Here is a 15,471-nt window from a genome sequence, read left to right as displayed (position 1 = left end):
GCTGTGAAGACAGACCCAAAGCAAAACACTTCATCTAACCCGGTCGAGGGAAACACTTTGCTGGTGAATGTGTTGGTTGCTGCACCGCTTCCCAAATCTTTCACCTACCAGTGGCAAAGCGACGACACGCCCCGATTCGGGATGCGTGTCATTGTGCCGTGGGGACGCCAGCACCGCATTGGACTGGTTCAGGGTATTGCACCCGATCAACAAATGGCCGAATACATCAAACCTGTGCACACGGTGCTTGATGCGGGCGAATGTTTGAGCGCTAAATGGCAGGCATTGATTGAATTCGCGGCCAAGTATTACCACCACCCATTGGGCATGATTGCCCTGGAGGCTTTGCCCAAGGCCTTGCGCGTGCTGAATGCACGGGGTGAAGAACCGGTGATGGTGGCCAAATCCCGAGAGCATGCCCACAAGTTGTTGGCAGAGACCCGTGACGCGGGCACGGTTGCCAAGGCTGGCAAATCCCAAATCAACAAGCTTGAAAAACCGGTCTTGAACACCGAACAACTGGATGCGGTGGCACAGCTATCGACGGCGCAAGGCTTTCAGCCTTTCCTGCTGTACGGGGTCACTGGCAGTGGAAAAACAGAGGTGTACCTGCACACGGTTGAAGAGCGCTTGACCCGTGGCGAGCAGGTGTTGGTGTTGTTGCCCGAAATCAACCTGACCCCGGCTGCGCAAGCTTTGTACAAAGAACGCTTGGCACCACACCGGGTTGTGGTGATGCACAGCAACCTGGCCGAACTCACCCGCACCAAAGCCTGGTTTGAAGCCGCCACGGGTGCAGCCGATGTGATTATTGCCACGCGGCTGGGTGTGCTGACCCCCTTGCCACGCTTGGGGATGATTGTGGTGGACGAAGAACACGACCCATCGTACAAGCAGCAAGATGGCATGCGTTACCATGCCCGCGATTTGGCCCTGATGCTGGCGAAACAGCGCGAGGTGCCGATTGTGTTGGGCTCGGCAACCCCTGCCTTGGAAACCTGGTTGAAAGCCGACCAGGGCGCTTACAAGCGCCTTGCCTTGAAAAACCGCGCGGTGCTGGGTGCAAGCCTGCCCAAGGTGGAGTTGATTAACACCGCCAATTTTCCGGCCAAAGAAGGTTTAAGCGAGCCGGCAATGCAGGCCTTGGTACAAAACTTTGAGGCGGGCAAGCAAAGCATTGTGTTCTTGAACCGCCGTGGCTATGCGCCTCAAATGGTGTGCAATGCCTGCGGCTGGGTGGCCAACTGCGACCATTGCACGGCGCACATGGTGTGGCACAAAAACGAGCGCATGCTGCGTTGCCACCACTGTGGTGCGGGCCAGCGTGTGCCCACCCATTGCCCCACCTGCGGCAATCAGGATTTGACCGGTTTTGGCCGTGGCACGCAGCGTATTGAAGAGACACTGGCGGGCCTGTTGCCCACTGCAAATATTTTGCGCATTGATGCAGACAGCACCCGCAACAAGGGGCAAATGGAAGCCTTGTTGCAACAGGCGCACAGCGGGGAGGCCGATGTGCTGGTGGGCACGCAAATGATTGCCAAAGGGCATGACTTTGCCAACGTAACCCTGGTGTTGGCCTTGAATGTGGATGCTTCGCTGTATTCGCACGCCTACCGCGCGCCCGAGCGCTTGTTTGCTCAACTGATGCAGGTGGCGGGCCGGGCTGGTCGAAGGGCAGGCGATGCCCGCATGGTGGTGCAAACGCGTTACCCGCAACACCCGTTGTTTGATGCCTTGAAGGCGCACGATTATGAAAACTTTGCCCGCCATGAAATGCAGGCCCGCAAAGATGCACGCATGCCGCCGTTTTCTCACCAGGCCACCATTCGGGCAGACCACAAAAAGCTGGCCAATTGTTTGCAGTTTTTAAGTACCGCGCGTGAATTGGGTGAGCCTTTGGTCGATGCGGACAACCCGGTGTTCATGTGCGACCCGGTGCCCTTGACCGTGGTTCGGGTGGGTGGCATTGAACGCGCGCAAATGCTGATTGAAAGCGAGTCTCGGCCCGCGCTGCACCGTTTCCTGACCCAATGGTTGGCGCAGCTTCACGCGCTACCTGGCAGCGTTCGCTGGTTTTTGGAAGTGGACCCGGTTGATCTGTAAGTGCCTCTGGTACAGTAATGCCTTCCCCTGGAGTTTCCCCCCTGTATGTCTGTTGGCCTGAACAAAGCCCAAAGCGAAGCTGTGAATTATGTGGATGGTCCCTGCTTGGTACTGGCTGGTGCGGGTTCGGGCAAAACACGCGTGATCACCCAAAAAATTGCCCACCTGATTCAAAACAAGGGCGTAAGCGCCAAGAACATTGCGGCGGTTACCTTTACCAACAAAGCCGCCAAGGAAATGGAAGAGCGTGCGGCCAAGTTGTTGCGTGGCACGGAAGGCAAAGGCCTGTTGGTGTGTACCTTTCACAGCCTGGGCATTCGAATTTTGCGGGAAGAGCACAAACATGCCGGGCTGAAAGCGCGGTTCTCAATTCTGGACGCAACAGACACCTACGGCCTGGTGCAACAGCTGTATGGCACCACCGACAAGCAGCTGATTCGCAAGGCGCAAAGCGTAATTTCGCTGTGGAAAAACGGCCTGGTGGACCCCGATGCTGCACTGGCCCAAGCCACCACAGAAGATGAGGGCCAAATTGCCCGCCTGTACAAAAGCTATGAAGCCACGCTGGCGGCCTACCAGGCTGTGGATTTTGACGACCTTATTTTGAAGCCCACGCGCCTGTTGGCCAGCAACGAGGAAGTGCGCAGCCGCTGGCAAAACCGCCTGCGTTATTTGCTGGTGGACGAGGTGCAAGACACCAATGCCTGCCAGTATGATTTGCTGCGTTTGATTGCCGGGCCACGCGCCATGTTCACGGCGGTGGGCGACGATGACCAGGCCATTTACGCCTGGCGCGGTGCCACCATTGAAAACCTGCGGCAGCTGACCGAAGATTACCCGCAGTTGAAAGTGATCAAGCTGGAGCAGAATTACCGGTCTACCCTGCGTATTTTGCAGGCGGCCAACCGCTTGATTGAAAACAACCCGAAGCTGTTTCCAAAAACCCTGTGGAGCGACCACGGCCCCGGTGAACCGATTGTGATCAGCCCCATGGCTGACGATGAGCATGAAGCCGAGCAGGTGGCCATGATGTTGAGTGGGCATCGCTTTGAACGCCGCGCCAAGTACGGCGATTATGCGGTGTTGTACCGCAGTAACTTTCAGGCGCGCATTCTGGAACAGGCCTTGCGGCGCCAGAAAATTCCCTACATTTTGAGTGGCGGACAAAGCTTTTTTGAGCGTGCCGAGATCAAGGATGTGATCGCCTATTTGCGATTGCTGGTGAATCAGGACGATGACCCGGCATTCATTCGTGCGGTGACCACGCCCAAGCGTGGCATTGGTCAGAAAACACTGGAAGCCTTGGGCACTTATGCAGGTACGCGCGGGGTTTCATTGTTTGAAGCGCTGTTTGAAACCGGTGCGGAAAGCCATTTGAATGCGGGCATGGTCGATGCGCTGCGCACTTTCGGCACCTTCATCAACAAGCTGGAGTACCGCGCCCAGCGTGAACCTGCGCGCGATTTGCTCAATGAGTTGTTGAGCACCATCAAGTACGAAGAGTGGCTTTACGAGCAGCAAGACGAACGTGGCGCGCAGGCCAAGTGGCAGAACGTACTGGACTTTGTGAAGTGGATGGGCGACAAGGGCGAGGAAGAAGGTTCGACCTTGCTGGACCTGACACAGAAAGTGGCTTTGATGACCATGCTGGATCGGCAAGACGATGGCACCCGGCCCGATGCCGTGCAGCTAAGCACCCTGCACGCAGCCAAAGGGCTGGAATTTCCGCATGTGTTTTTGCTGGGTTGTGAGGAAAGTATTTTGCCCAGTTTTGGCGACGGCGAAGGGCGCGAACTGACCGACGACAGGCTGGAAGAAGAGCGCCGCCTGATGTATGTGGGTGTGACCCGTGCACAGCGCAGCCTGAATATTACCTGGTGCAGAAAGCGCAAGAAGGCGCGTGAATTGGTGAGTTGTTTTCCGTCGCGGTTTATCAAGGAACTGCAACTGGAAACCGACAAAGACCTGCCCGATGACACACCCAAGATGACCCCGAAAGACCGTTTGAGTGCGTTGAAAGGGTTGCTGACAAAGGTCGGCGCTTAGTTTGCACCCAGCGCAGAATTTGCTTTCTGGATCAGCGCCTCGGGGGTAACCGGTTTTAACAACCACCCCGCAAGGTTGAGGGCTTTGGCCTGTTTAATCATTTCTTTGTCGGAATACGACGTAATCACCACAATGGGTACCATGGCTCCGGTTTTTCGAATCCGGTTGCACAACTCAAGACCGTCCATACCGGGCATGTCGATGTCAGTGATGATCAGGTCGGGTGCGCCGTTTTCTACGATCTCTCGTATGCCTTCCTGAGCCGATGCCGCGGTGCGCACAACATGACCCGCTTGGGTCAAAATATGTGCGCAAACTTTTCGAATGGTGTTGGCATCGTCAATTAGAAGAATATTGGGCATGGCGTGATTTGGTTTGATAGTGATTTATTTTTACCATCATACCGTGCCAGATTGAAAAACCTCGGATTCCAGTACTTTTGCGCCCGGTTCGGCGTTTAGCGCTTCTATTAGCATTGTGCGTGCAAGCATGTCGACTTTCACACTGCGCAGGCGTTTGGGCAATAGCGGGTTGAGCATGCGGCTGGCGATCAAACCAATTTCTTCACCCAGACGAAATTCCTCGCGCTGACCATCGAGCAGACCAGGGCGCGCAATCACAACACTTGGAATGCCCGCGTTTCGAACTGCCTGTTCCGCTTCGCCCTTGGTGCGCAAGTACAGGCCTTTCGCTTTGGGATTGGCCATCATGGCTGAGTTCAGTACGAAGCAGGGCACGGCATGCTGGGCGGCGAGTGCCGCAAATTGAGCCACCAGGGTGTAATCCACAAAACGGAATTGCTCCGCTGTTTTGGCCGCTTTGATGGTGGTGCCCAAGGTGCAGATGACTGCATCGGCTTGCCACCAAGGAGCCTCTTCAGGAATGGCGTTGAAGTCGATGACCTGGTTGAGTAACTTGGGGTGCGGTGTAATGGGTTTGCGGGTTAACGCAACCACCTTGCCTACATTCGGGTGCGCCAGCGCCTGCGCCAACACGCTGTGACCTACAACGCCGGTGGCTCCCACCAATAGCAGGGTTTTCTGAATATTCGTCGAACTCAAATCAAGTCCCCAATAAAAAAACGCGGCAGTCTTAAGACTAACCGCGTTTTAACGTCAAAGTCCAAAGGCGTTGTTATGCGCTTTGGGTTTCCTTTTCAGCGGCCTTGCGCTTTTTGCGGGCAATTTGCTTGTCGCGCATTTTTTTCATTTGACTCACGATAATGGCTTGATAGCTTTCGGGCAATGTGCGCACCATGGCGTCCATGGCCACTGCGTCGGGGCCAACCAACACGCGGCGCTTGTTGCCTTTTACCGCCTTCAGGATAATATCGGCCGCCTTTTCAGCAGTGGTGATGAAGAATTTCTCAAAGAACTCTTTGCCCTGCTCGGAATCGGCACCGGTGAACTGTTCAATTTCAGGCGATGCGACGCTTTTGCGGGCAATCGCAGTTTTGATGCCGCCTGGGTGAACGCTGGTGGCCGATACGCCGCAATTCATCATGTCCAGTTCCTGGCGCAGGCTTTCTGTAAAACCACGAACAGCAAACTTGGTGGCGTTGTAGGTGCTTTGTGTGGGCTGTGCACACAGACCAAACAGGCTGCTGGTGTTGATAATGTGGCCGTCGCCAGATGCCTTCAGGTGTGGCAAAAATGCCTTGGTGCCGTACACGACGCCCCAGAAGTTGATGCCCATGATCCACTCGAATTTGTCGTAATCGATGTGTTCAACCGGCGTGGCGTAAGCGACACCCGCGTTGTTGAAAATCAGGTTCACTTTGCCGTGGTCTTTGGCTGTTTGATCGGCCCAGGCATACATGGCTTCGCGGTTGGACACGTCGAGTTGCTGGCTGGTAACCTTGACATTGGGCGCGGCGGCTTTCACCAACTTCACGGTTTCAGACAGGCCTTTGGTGTCAACATCGGAGAGGGATACGTGGCATCCGTCCTTGGCCAGTTGAAGGGCCAGCGTACGGCCCATGCCAGATGCGGCGCCTGTAATTGCGGCCACTTTGCCGTTGAATGATTTCATGTGTCGGTCTCCAATGTGCTGTGTTGTAGCTGTAATTTGACAATCGTGGTTGTCAATTTAATGTTGGGCCTGCATACTGTCAATGCCTATTTTTTGAGTATATCTTCCAATTATGAATGCGAAAGCACCCGAGCAAATTGCCAAAGCCGCAGGGCGTCGTTACCGTGGGGTGTCCAACGAAACCCGCAAGGCGGAGCGCCGGTTGAAACTGATTGAGGCTGGCATCAAGATGTTTGGTTCGACTGGTTACCATGCCGCCACGGTGAAGGGTCTGTGTCAGGAAGCGGGTTTGACCGAGCGCTATTTTTACGAGAGCTTCAGCAATGCCGAGGCCCTGTTCACTGCGTGCTACCTGCACATTACGGATACGCTGCGCGACAAGTTGCAGAAGGTGTTGTTGAGCACAGATGCAGACAATCTGGAGCAGGCCACCCGAACCGGCTTGACTGTGTTTTTCAGCCAGTTCAAGGAAAGCCCGCAGGCAGCCCGTATTTTGTTGGTCGAGGTGTTGACCGTGAACCGGCACCTGGAAGAGTTGAGCTTGAAAACCCTGTACAGTTTTGTAGAAATGCTGGAAACACTGGCCAAACCGCTGATTGAGCAGCGAAAGGACGGCGGCGTGAAGGGGCTGGATTCAACCTTGCTGGCCTCGGGCCTGGTGGGCTCAGTGCTGTATATGGCGGCCCGCTGGAGTATGGATGGTTGCAAAAAACCCGTGGAAGATGTGGTGGAAAATGCCATGCTGATTTTCCGTGGCGTGGGAGAAATGCTGTTGCAGTGCGACGATTGATGCGCTGAGCATGCAATAAAAAACCCGCCTTCAGGCGGGTTTTTTATTGGCGTTTGAAACGCGTTTTACTTGGCAGCTTCAGCGGTTGGTGCATCGGCAGCGGGTGCCTCTGCAGCAGGGGCGGCTGGTTCGGGTGCTTTGAAATCAGCGCCTACTTCTTTGCCCATGTAAGCCACAGCACGAGCCACTTCGATGTCATCAAGGTCAGCATTGCCACCTTTGGCTGGCATGGAGCCAATGCCGTTCACAGCGTTTTTCCACAAGGTGTCGAAACCTTTGCTCAGGCGATCGCCCCACTGGCTCTGGTCGCCAAACTTGGGAGCACCTGCAGCGCCGGTGGTGTGGCAGGCCGCGCATGCAGCTGCATACACTTGCTCGCCAGTTTTCAATACTTTGGGCGCATTGGCGTCAACAAAGTCGATAGTGCCCACAGGTGCCAGGCGCTGGGCAATGGCTTCTTCCGAGAAAGCATTGGTGCCGGCGGCGGGTTTTTCGCTGCTGCTGACATAGTTGGCCAACAAGATAATGACGAAAATCGGGACAACGAAAGAGGCAACAATCGCAATGATGAGCTGCTTCGGTGTCTTGATTAAAAGTTCGTGTTCGTTTGAATCGCTCATACGACGTCCTGATTGATAGCGCTGGGTTGAAACGAGATTATAACGGGATGCAAAAGCATGCAGTGGCATGTACGCAGCATCAAAACAACTGTAAATTGTATCTTGAAAAAGGCTTTAAACCCAACTATTTATTGCTGAAAATGCAAGGCTGTATTGCAAAGGGATGAGATTTTGAAGAGCGCATTAAGCGAGAACCACCGATACGGTTTGCCCATGGTCGTGGTTCACTGGTTCATGGCGGTGGGTATTTTGACGGCATTTGGCATGGGTTTGTACATGGTGGACATCCCGGGCATTACACCATTCAAGCTGAAACTTTTTAACTGGCACAAGTGGTTGGGTGTCACCTTGTTTGCATTGGTGCTGTTGCGCATGGTGGTTCGAATGTTGTCGAAAACCCCCAAATACCCTGCGCATTGGGGGCACAACACGGTGCTGCTGGCCAAGCTGGGGCATTTGGCTTTGTATGTGTTCATGCTGGGCGTTCCGGTTTTTGGTTACCTGTACAGCCTGGCCTCGGGTTACCCGGTGGTGTGGTTTGGTGTGATTGAGTTGCCTGTTTTGATCGAGAAGAACGCTGAACTCAAGGAACTGTTTAAAACCTTGCATGAACTTTCAGGCAAAGGCTTGGTCTTTTTGGTGGCGGGCCATGTATTGATGGCCTTGAAACATCACATTCTGGACCGGGACGGTATTTTGGGCCGCATGATCCCCGGAATGCGAGCCGATTAATCTGTACGATCCGATCCAGTACCCGCAGGAACCAAGATGATTCACCGATTTTCCACAGTGGCCGCTGGCCTGGCGTTGTCTGTTTTTACTCTGCCAGTGTTGGCCGCCCCGATTGATGCCGCGCAAAGCGAAGTCAAGGCAACATTCAAACAATTCAATGTGCCGGTTAGTGGCAATTTCAAGAAATTTAGCGGCGATGTGCAGTTTGACCCGGCCAAGCCTGCGGACACCAAAGCCATTCTGAACGTGGACACCGCAAGTTACGACCTGGGGGACCCCGAGTACAACAAAGAAGTGGCTGGCAAGGACTGGTTTGATTCAAAAAACCACCCCAAGGCGACCTTTGTCATTACGGGCGTCACAGGCAGCGGCAATAATTTGCAGGCCACTGGCGATTTGACCATTCGAGGCATTAAAAAGCCCCTGAAGTTTCCGGTAACAATTAAAACTGCGGGCGACAAGCACACGTTCACTGGCAAAACCCAGATCAAGCGCCTTGATTACAAGGTGGGCGCAGACGGGGAATGGGGTGACACCAGCTTGGTGGCCGATGAAGTGACCATTGATTTCAAACTGGTAGTACCAGCCAAATAAAAAGGAGTTAGGGATGTTCAAGCAAGTATCGAAAACCGTGTTGGGCAGTGCAATTGCATTGGGTATGTTGGGTGCTGCGCACGCGGCGGTGGATACCTATGTGATCGACCCAAGTCACACCTTCCCTTCGTTTGAGGCGGACCACATGGGCGGGTTGTCACTGTGGCGTGGCCAGTTTGAGAAAACCAAGGGCATGGTGACCCTGGACCGTGCCAATAAAACCGGCACAGTGGACATTGAAATTGATGCGGCCAGCCTTGACTTTGGTCATGGCAAAATGAATGAACATGCCAAAGATATAGACATGTTCGATGTGGAAGCCCACCCCACCATTACCTACACGGCCAGCAAAATGCGTTTTGAAGGTGACAAGCCGGTGGAGGTGTTGGGTAACCTGACTTTGAAAGGGATCACGAAGCCGGTTCCATTGAAGATCAACACCTTCAAATGCATTATGCACCCCATGAAAAAAGCGGAAGTGTGTGGCGCCGATGCGGTGGCTGAATTCAAGCGCACGGACTTCGATTTGGGCTATGGCGTGGACCGTGGCTTTTTTCCGGAAGTGAAAGTGTTGATTACCATTGAAGCGGTGAAACAGCCGAAGTAAAAATGGATTGAATGAAAAAAGCCGGCGCCTTTGTGGGGGCCGGCTTTTTTGTTTCAGCGACGGTTATTTGCTGTCAGTTGCATGTTCCAGTTTTTCATTTTTAGCCTCGCCCCGTGTTTTCCACAGCGAGAACACCACGCCACCTGCAATCAAGCCCAGGGTAATGCTGAGTGAAAAGGCGGGCGGGAACTTGCCGATGAAATTCACCAGGAAGATTTTGCTGCCGATGAACACCAGTACCATGGCCAAAGCGTACTTCAGGTAGTGGAAGCGGTGGATCATCGCGGCCAAGGCAAAGTACAGTGCACGCAAACCCAGAATGGCGAAGATGTTGCTGGTGTAGACAATGAAGGGGTCGGTGGTGATCGCGAAAATCGCGGGCACGGAATCGACCGCAAAGATGAGGTCGACAAACTCGATTAACACCAGCGCCAGTAACAGGGGTGTGGCAAAACGCACAACCTTGCCGGTTTTGGGGTCGGCTTCGTTTACAACAAACGCGTTGCCACGCAGGCCTTCGGTCACGCGCATGCGTTTGCGCAAAAACTTCAGGATCGGGTTGTTTTCAATGTCGGGTTTGCTGTCGGCCATGAACCACATTTTGATACCCGTGATCACGAGGAAGGCGCCGAACAGGTAAAGCACCCAACTGAATTCTTTCACCAGCGCAGCGCCCAGACCGATCATGATGGCGCGCAATACGATTACGCCCAAAATGCCCCAGAACAACACGCGGTGCTGGTACTGACGGGGAATGGCGAAGAACGAGAAAATCATGGCGATGACAAACACGTTGTCCATCGACAGTGATTTTTCAATGGCAAAACCGGTGAAGTAGTTCATGCCGCTTTCTGAACCCAGGTACCACCACACCCAAGTACCGAACAGACAGGCAGCGGTGATGTAGCCACCCGAGAGCAGCAAACTTTCCTTGACCCCAATTTCGTGATCATCCTTGTGCAGCACGCCAAGGTCGAAGGTGAGCAGTGCAATTACAATGCCGACAAACAACAGCCAAATCCATGCGGCTGTGCCGAGAAAGTCGGTGTGCATGAATTCCATTAAAACGTCCACGTTGATACTCCATAAGGGTTGAATTGAACACGGCGCCATGGTGTATCAGTTGTGATTTCGGAAAAACCAGTATTTAATGAACTGTTGATTCGGTTTTTACGAAGTTACTTTGTGGGGCTTGCATGACTTTGAACTATCGCCATTTGCATTATTTCTGGATGGTGGCCAAAGAGGGCGGTTTTGCGCGGGCTGCCGAACGCATGGACATGGCCATTCAAACCATTAGCGCCCAGGTGCGCGAGCTGGAGAAGGATTTGGGCCACCAGTTGTTAAAACCCGAAGGGCGTGGCGTGTCACTGACCGAGGCGGGGCAAGTGGCTTTTGCCAAAGCGGAGGAAATTTTCCAGATTGGGCAAAGCCTGCCTGAGCTGGTGCGGGCGGTGGCGAGCAAACCTGTACGGCGTTTCAAGGTCGGCCTTTGCGACGGTATTTCAAAACTGGCGGTGCATGCGCTGCTCAAGCCGGTGTTGAATACGGAAGACTTGCACCTGACTTGCCACGAGGGCGAGCCCGAGCAGTTGCTGGCGGAATTGGCCCTGCATCACCTGGATTTTGTGTTCGCTGGGCAGCCACCGCCAGCAAACCCGAATTTGCGCATGCAAAGTCGCCTGCTGATCAGTTCAGAAGTGGACTGGTACGGCGCATCAAAGTGGGTGAAAAAAGGCGCATTGACACATTTCCCGGAATGTCTGCATGACCTGCCTGTGTTGCTGCCCACAGGTCATTCAAGGCTACGTGTCGATTTGAATCACTGGTTTGAGCAGTTGGGCATTGTGCCGCATGTGGTGGGTGAGTTCGAGGACAGTGCTTTGATGTCGGTGTTTGCCGCGCGGGGTTTTGGGGTTTTTCCGGTGAGCCGCTTGGGCGTTTACGACACAGGCACTTTAAGCGGCCTGCGATTGCTGGGGCAGTGTGATGATCTGCACGAGGAAATTCATGGGGTGTGGAATGTAAGGGGAATCGACCACCCTTTGGTGGTCGAATTGTTGAACAGGCTTGGCGATTGAACCGTTAAGCCGCAGCCACCGCCGCTTCAATTTCAGCAAAGGTGCTTGCTTTAACTGGGTCCATCACTGGAATTCCCATTTGACGCGCAATTTGCGTGGATGAAAACAGGCCCACTACGCGCATTTTGCCGGTGCGGTTATCGACCACCAACGCATGTTGCCGATTGTGTTCACGCAGCGTAGCGATGATGTGGCCCACTTCCGCCCGGGAGACGGCACCGAACTCAAGAAACTCGAGATCGGGCAGCTTCACCATGACATCGTTCACCGTGAGTTCAGGCACGTTGCGGTTGCTTGACGAAGCTTCCTTGATGGCCCTTTCACCAGCCAGGTCGTTTGCGGTCAGCAGGCCCTGTAAATGCCCCAGGCTGTTGCGCACAAACAGAAGTTTGACGCCACACACAATCATGGTGGTGCGAGCTTGTTCCAGTGTTTCCGAGTCGGAAATGCTGACAGGGTGCACTCGCCGCAGATCGGTCATGGCGTCGAAGGCGGGAGAATCGGCGGTCAGCTTTAGAGGGCGACTGGGATCGCTCACCGTAATCATGTCGGTGGCGCCAGCGCTGATGTGTTCGAGTGATTGGTAGTGTTGTCTGATCATGTTGAACCCTTTTTGACACACAAGTGGCGTTGCATCCGCAGCCTGAGAGCTGGCGGGTGAGTTTGCAGGACGGACCGCATGCAAAAGGGGGGTACAGGCACAAGGGTTTGTTGCCTTGTGTCGTGGCAGTGCTAGCACCGTCCACTAATAATTTAGTCTACGCTGCTCGCAAAAAGTTTCAAGTCAGTAAAAGCCCGGAGGACACAATCGAATACCCACCTTTTCCGCAGATGAAAGGGCTCAAGTTTTTGGAAAAGGTGTTCAGCCTTGCGGGGCTTACTTCAGCGGGGTGCCAAGTGCATAAGGCAGAAGGTTCATCACTTCCTTGCTGACACCCATGGCCAGGTGGGGGGTGTCAATTTCAATGTGTTCAACATTCGGGCTGAAGCGATCAATGCAGGCTTGCCAACTCACAATGGAGTCTTTCTTGCAATACAGGGCCACGATGGGGCACACAATGGGGTGCTCAAAGCGTTTCAAAGTGCTGTTCTCGATCGATTCCACATCCAGCCCGCGGATGTCGTAAAGCGTTTTCACGGCGGTGTATTTGGGGCCGCCAATCACGGGGCTGCCAATGGTCACAATGCGGCTCACGTTTTGTTGCACTTCGCGCGCTGCCTCGCGCGCCAGGTAGCCACCCAGGCTCCAGCCCAGCAGTTTGATCGGGGCTTGGGCCTGCTCGGAGTGTTCTTTGATGTCTGCAATCACCTGTGGCAGCAGCTTGCCCACTTCGCCGTGGTTAAAACCGGCTGACCAATGCACTGTTTTGTAACCCAGGGAATCAAGATAGCGTTTGATGAACGTCATGCTGCTGGAACTGGCACCAAAGCCCGGCAGCAGCAAGATGGTTTGGCCTTGCCCCACATTCTTGCGGGCCAGGAAACGCCAGCCCACAGCCAGCTTGGCAGCTTCAAATGGGGTTTTGGCCTCGCCCAACAACAGGCTTAGTTTGGGTTTGCCAATGGTGTTGCCGTAGCGTTTTTGAAATTCTGCTTTGTTCATGGGGTGTTACAGGGTTGTGCACACCCGAGAAAATACGGCAAGCCGGGGCTGCGCACAAAGAGGAATTCCTCTATTGCACCAAAGCAAGGCTTTGGTTGGCCAGGCGAATTCGCAAGGCCAGTTCTCTGGACAGGTTATTTTGAAGGGTGTGACCCAAGTCTGGTGCCCGGGAAAGTAACTGCTCGAATTGCGCCGTGGGTAGAAAAAGAAGCGTGCAAGGGCTGTCGGCGCGCACTGTTGCCGAGCGAGGCTTGCGATCAATCAGCGCCATTTCCCCGACTACGCTGCCGGGGCAGAAGCGCATTAGCCTTTCATTGCTGTGGCCGGTGTGGTGCCAGGCGCTCAGTTGTCCTTCCAGCAACACATACAAGCCACAAGGCTCGGTGCCTTCGCTGAACAGGGCCTGGCCAGCAGGCAGCACGGTGGTGTTCCAGTGGGCAGAAAAACCGGCGATTTGATCCGGGTTCATGTGGTCACACAGGTGGCTGTTTTTCAAAGCATCTTCGGCGCTGCAACTTGCCTGTTCAAGCGCAAGGGGCGCCAGCAGCTGGTTTTCAATGTGCCAGAAGGCATCGTCGATGTGGCCTTGCGTGGCAATGCCCAAGCGGCCAAGGCAGCTGCGCAACAAGGATTCACCGCCCATGGCTTGTTCATGGGTGGGCAGCACGGCAACGGTGCGCACATGTTGCAAACCTTGTTTCAATAGTCTTTCGAGGCAGTCGCAGGCGGTGTCGTCGATGTAGCGCAAGTGTGTGAAATCGAGGACAACAGACTGCGCAGGAACAAGTTCGTCGTGCAGGCGAATGGCAATGGCTGGTGCATTGCCGAAAAACAGATTGCCTTCAAAGCGAACCCAGGCCAAATGTTCAAAGGCCGTATCAAGGTGTTGGCGGTGCGCGCGCGGGCGCATGCTGCGCGAACGTGCGGCAGGCTTGAACTCGATGTTGCGCAACCCGCTGCCCGATTGTTGTTGAAGAAAATAGGCGGCCACAAACAGCACGCCAACCAAGGTGCCAATTAACAGGTTGCTGATGCCGGTGACAAACACCATGCAAAGCACCACCCACACGGTGAATCGTTCGGTGGGCGCCATTTGTTTGCGTGTGGAGGGCAAGGCAAACCGTTGGATCAATCGAAGTGTGCTGCCCTGAATCAGAAACAGCGAACTGACTGCCACGGCGGTGGCCAGAATGTGCAGTGGCAACTGCGCGAGAATTGGCCAGGTGAATATCAATAGCAGGGTAAGCACACCGACGTACCACGCTTCGCTTTGACGGCTTCTCGCACCCATGCCCAGGCCTGCATTGCTTCTGGAAAAATAGTTGGAACTGGGCAAGGCCAGCGCCAGACCACACAACACATTGCTGATCGCCAAAGTGTTCAATTCTTGCCGTGTGTTGTGGCGTGTGCCCAGGGTTTGGTCCACTTGCAACAGTGATTGCATGCTTTCCAGCACCACCAGCAAAGCCAGTACCGCAGCCCCCACCAACACCTGGAGCAGCAGACCCGGGGTGCTAAGCAACAATGCGACAATTGCCTGAATGCTGTCCGCAAAGCCCGGTGTTTGCAGGGTTTGCAACAGTGGGTGGCTCGGCATGGCAGCCACGGTTTGCACGGGCAGTGCGCCTGGCCAGGTCCACAGCAGCATGGCATTCAGCGTAAAACCGCAGGCCAGGCCGTAGACCAGGCCCAAGGGGTTGGGCCGTATGGCGCGGAAGTACAGCAGCACGCCGACTGTAATTGCCGACACACCCAGTGCCATGGGCGAGAAAAGTGCGGGTGTGGCCGCCGCCTGCACAGCGGTGGTGTACACCGCAAAGCCCATCATGGCTGGCAGCAGTTTGTAGGCCGAAAACAAACCCAGCGTGGTGTTCATTCCGATCAGGACCGGCGCGGGAAGAAACTGCATCAACTTGCCTACACCCTGTTGCTGGGCCAGTGCAATCAGCAGGCCAGCCAGCGCGATTTCAAGCGCCAGCAACAACATCAACTCAAAGTGATTGGTGGTGATTTGTAAAAAACCAAGCAGGGACCCGGCAATAATCAGCGCGGTTGAAGAACGTGGGCCTCCGAATTGAACGGGTGCCTTTCCCAGGAGGGCACCCAGTACACCGCCAATCAGGGCACTGGCCAGGCCAGCGTAAATGCCGTAGGCCAGGCCGGCTTGCCCCAAAGGAGCAAAGGCCAGCATGCCGTAAACAATTGCTTGAGCGTATCCACCGAATGCGACCAGTGCGCCCGCTTTGAGTTCGGTGTTCAAG

The 15,471-nt window shown here is 54.6% G+C and carries 15 protein-coding genes; 7 read left to right on the top strand and 8 right to left on the bottom strand.

Going from position 1 to position 15,471, the window contains the following annotated elements; all coding sequences use genetic code 11:
* Nucleotides 1-63: 63 nt before the first annotated feature.
* Together ACVL1J_RS02120 and ACVL1J_RS02115 are read left to right on the top strand one after the other, a co-directional pair.
* Nucleotides 64-2,106 (top strand): primosomal protein N', encoded by a 2,043-nt coding sequence (locus ACVL1J_RS02120; RefSeq protein ID WP_491665111.1) that lies wholly within the window; start codon nucleotides 64-66, stop codon nucleotides 2,104-2,106.
* 45 nt (nucleotides 2,107-2,151) lie between these two features.
* The gene (locus tag ACVL1J_RS02115) at nucleotides 2,152-4,152 is read left to right on the top strand and encodes a UvrD-helicase domain-containing protein (protein ID WP_341237371.1); all 2,001 of its coding nucleotides are present in this window, start codon (nucleotides 2,152-2,154) and stop codon (nucleotides 4,150-4,152) included.
* On the opposite strand, the gene ACVL1J_RS02110 is transcribed toward ACVL1J_RS02115, so the two are convergent.
* From ACVL1J_RS02110 to ACVL1J_RS02100, 3 genes are all read right to left on the bottom strand, one after another.
* Entirely contained in the window at nucleotides 4,149-4,514 is a 366-nt protein-coding gene (locus tag ACVL1J_RS02110) for a response regulator (protein ID WP_159569420.1), read from the bottom strand. The genes ACVL1J_RS02115 and ACVL1J_RS02110 overlap by 4 nt on opposite strands.
* Before the next feature lie 36 nt (nucleotides 4,515-4,550).
* A complete protein-coding gene (locus ACVL1J_RS02105; protein ID WP_341237372.1) occupies nucleotides 4,551-5,213 on the bottom strand; it encodes an NAD(P)H-binding protein in 663 nt (220 codons plus the stop codon).
* Between the two features lie 73 nt (nucleotides 5,214-5,286).
* A complete protein-coding gene (locus ACVL1J_RS02100; protein ID WP_341237373.1) occupies nucleotides 5,287-6,183 on the bottom strand; it encodes an SDR family NAD(P)-dependent oxidoreductase in 897 nt (298 codons plus the stop codon).
* A 112-nt stretch (nucleotides 6,184-6,295) separates the two neighbouring features.
* Here ACVL1J_RS02100 and ACVL1J_RS02095 point away from each other — a divergent pair, with 112 nt between their 5' ends.
* Nucleotides 6,296-6,973, top strand: coding sequence for a TetR/AcrR family transcriptional regulator (locus tag ACVL1J_RS02095; protein WP_341237374.1), 678 nt, complete (start codon nucleotides 6,296-6,298; stop codon nucleotides 6,971-6,973).
* A 65-nt stretch (nucleotides 6,974-7,038) separates the two neighbouring features.
* On the opposite strand, the gene ACVL1J_RS02090 is transcribed toward ACVL1J_RS02095, so the two are convergent.
* Nucleotides 7,039-7,593: a c-type cytochrome gene (locus tag ACVL1J_RS02090; RefSeq protein ID WP_341237375.1), complete on the bottom strand. Its 555-nt coding sequence runs from the start codon at nucleotides 7,591-7,593 to the stop codon at nucleotides 7,039-7,041.
* A gap of 171 nt (nucleotides 7,594-7,764) precedes the next feature.
* Between ACVL1J_RS02090 and ACVL1J_RS02085 the strand changes: the two genes are divergently transcribed.
* Genes ACVL1J_RS02085 through ACVL1J_RS02075 form a run of 3 tightly spaced genes read left to right on the top strand, consistent with a single transcriptional unit; the run spans nucleotide 7,765 to nucleotide 9,526 of the window.
* A complete protein-coding gene (locus ACVL1J_RS02085; RefSeq protein WP_236550827.1) occupies nucleotides 7,765-8,325 on the top strand; it encodes a cytochrome b in 561 nt (186 codons plus the stop codon).
* Between the two features lie 36 nt (nucleotides 8,326-8,361).
* Nucleotides 8,362-8,919 carry a YceI family protein gene (locus tag ACVL1J_RS02080; RefSeq protein ID WP_341237376.1) on the top strand — a complete coding sequence of 186 codons (558 nt, stop codon included), beginning with the start codon at nucleotides 8,362-8,364 and terminating at the stop codon, nucleotides 8,917-8,919.
* A gap of 13 nt (nucleotides 8,920-8,932) precedes the next feature.
* Nucleotides 8,933-9,526 carry a YceI family protein gene (locus ACVL1J_RS02075; protein WP_201301429.1) on the top strand — a complete coding sequence of 198 codons (594 nt, stop codon included), beginning with the start codon at nucleotides 8,933-8,935 and terminating at the stop codon, nucleotides 9,524-9,526.
* A gap of 63 nt (nucleotides 9,527-9,589) precedes the next feature.
* Here the strand turns inward: ACVL1J_RS02075 and ACVL1J_RS02070 are convergent, their stop codons facing one another.
* On the bottom strand, nucleotides 9,590-10,588 hold the full coding sequence (locus ACVL1J_RS02070; RefSeq protein ID WP_491665110.1) for a TerC family protein: 999 nt from the start codon (nucleotides 10,586-10,588) through the stop codon (nucleotides 9,590-9,592).
* Between the two features lie 134 nt (nucleotides 10,589-10,722).
* Here ACVL1J_RS02070 and ACVL1J_RS02065 point away from each other — a divergent pair, with 134 nt between their 5' ends.
* A complete protein-coding gene (locus tag ACVL1J_RS02065) occupies nucleotides 10,723-11,607 on the top strand; it encodes a LysR family transcriptional regulator (protein WP_341237378.1) in 885 nt (294 codons plus the stop codon).
* Between the two features lie 4 nt (nucleotides 11,608-11,611).
* Here ACVL1J_RS02065 and ACVL1J_RS02060 read toward each other — a convergent pair whose 3' ends face one another.
* The 3 genes from ACVL1J_RS02060 to ACVL1J_RS02050 all read right to left on the bottom strand — a co-directional run bounded on the left by ACVL1J_RS02060 (nucleotide 11,612) and on the right by ACVL1J_RS02050 (nucleotide 15,470).
* Complete coding sequence (locus tag ACVL1J_RS02060; RefSeq protein ID WP_159569442.1) at nucleotides 11,612-12,208, bottom strand: CBS domain-containing protein; 597 nt, start codon at nucleotides 12,206-12,208, stop codon at nucleotides 11,612-11,614.
* 276 nt (nucleotides 12,209-12,484) lie between these two features.
* Entirely contained in the window at nucleotides 12,485-13,210 is a 726-nt protein-coding gene (locus ACVL1J_RS02055; RefSeq protein WP_159569444.1) for an esterase/lipase family protein, read from the bottom strand.
* A gap of 70 nt (nucleotides 13,211-13,280) precedes the next feature.
* Nucleotides 13,281-15,470 carry a cyclic nucleotide-binding domain-containing protein gene (locus ACVL1J_RS02050; protein ID WP_341237379.1) on the bottom strand — a complete coding sequence of 730 codons (2,190 nt, stop codon included), beginning with the start codon at nucleotides 15,468-15,470 and terminating at the stop codon, nucleotides 13,281-13,283.
* Between the last annotated feature and the right edge of the window lies 1 nt (nucleotide 15,471).

This window comes from Limnobacter sp. G6BE5S (assembly GCF_058448965.1).
Note: the sequence above shows the minus strand (reverse complement) of the source record. Positions and strands in the feature narration are given on the sequence as shown.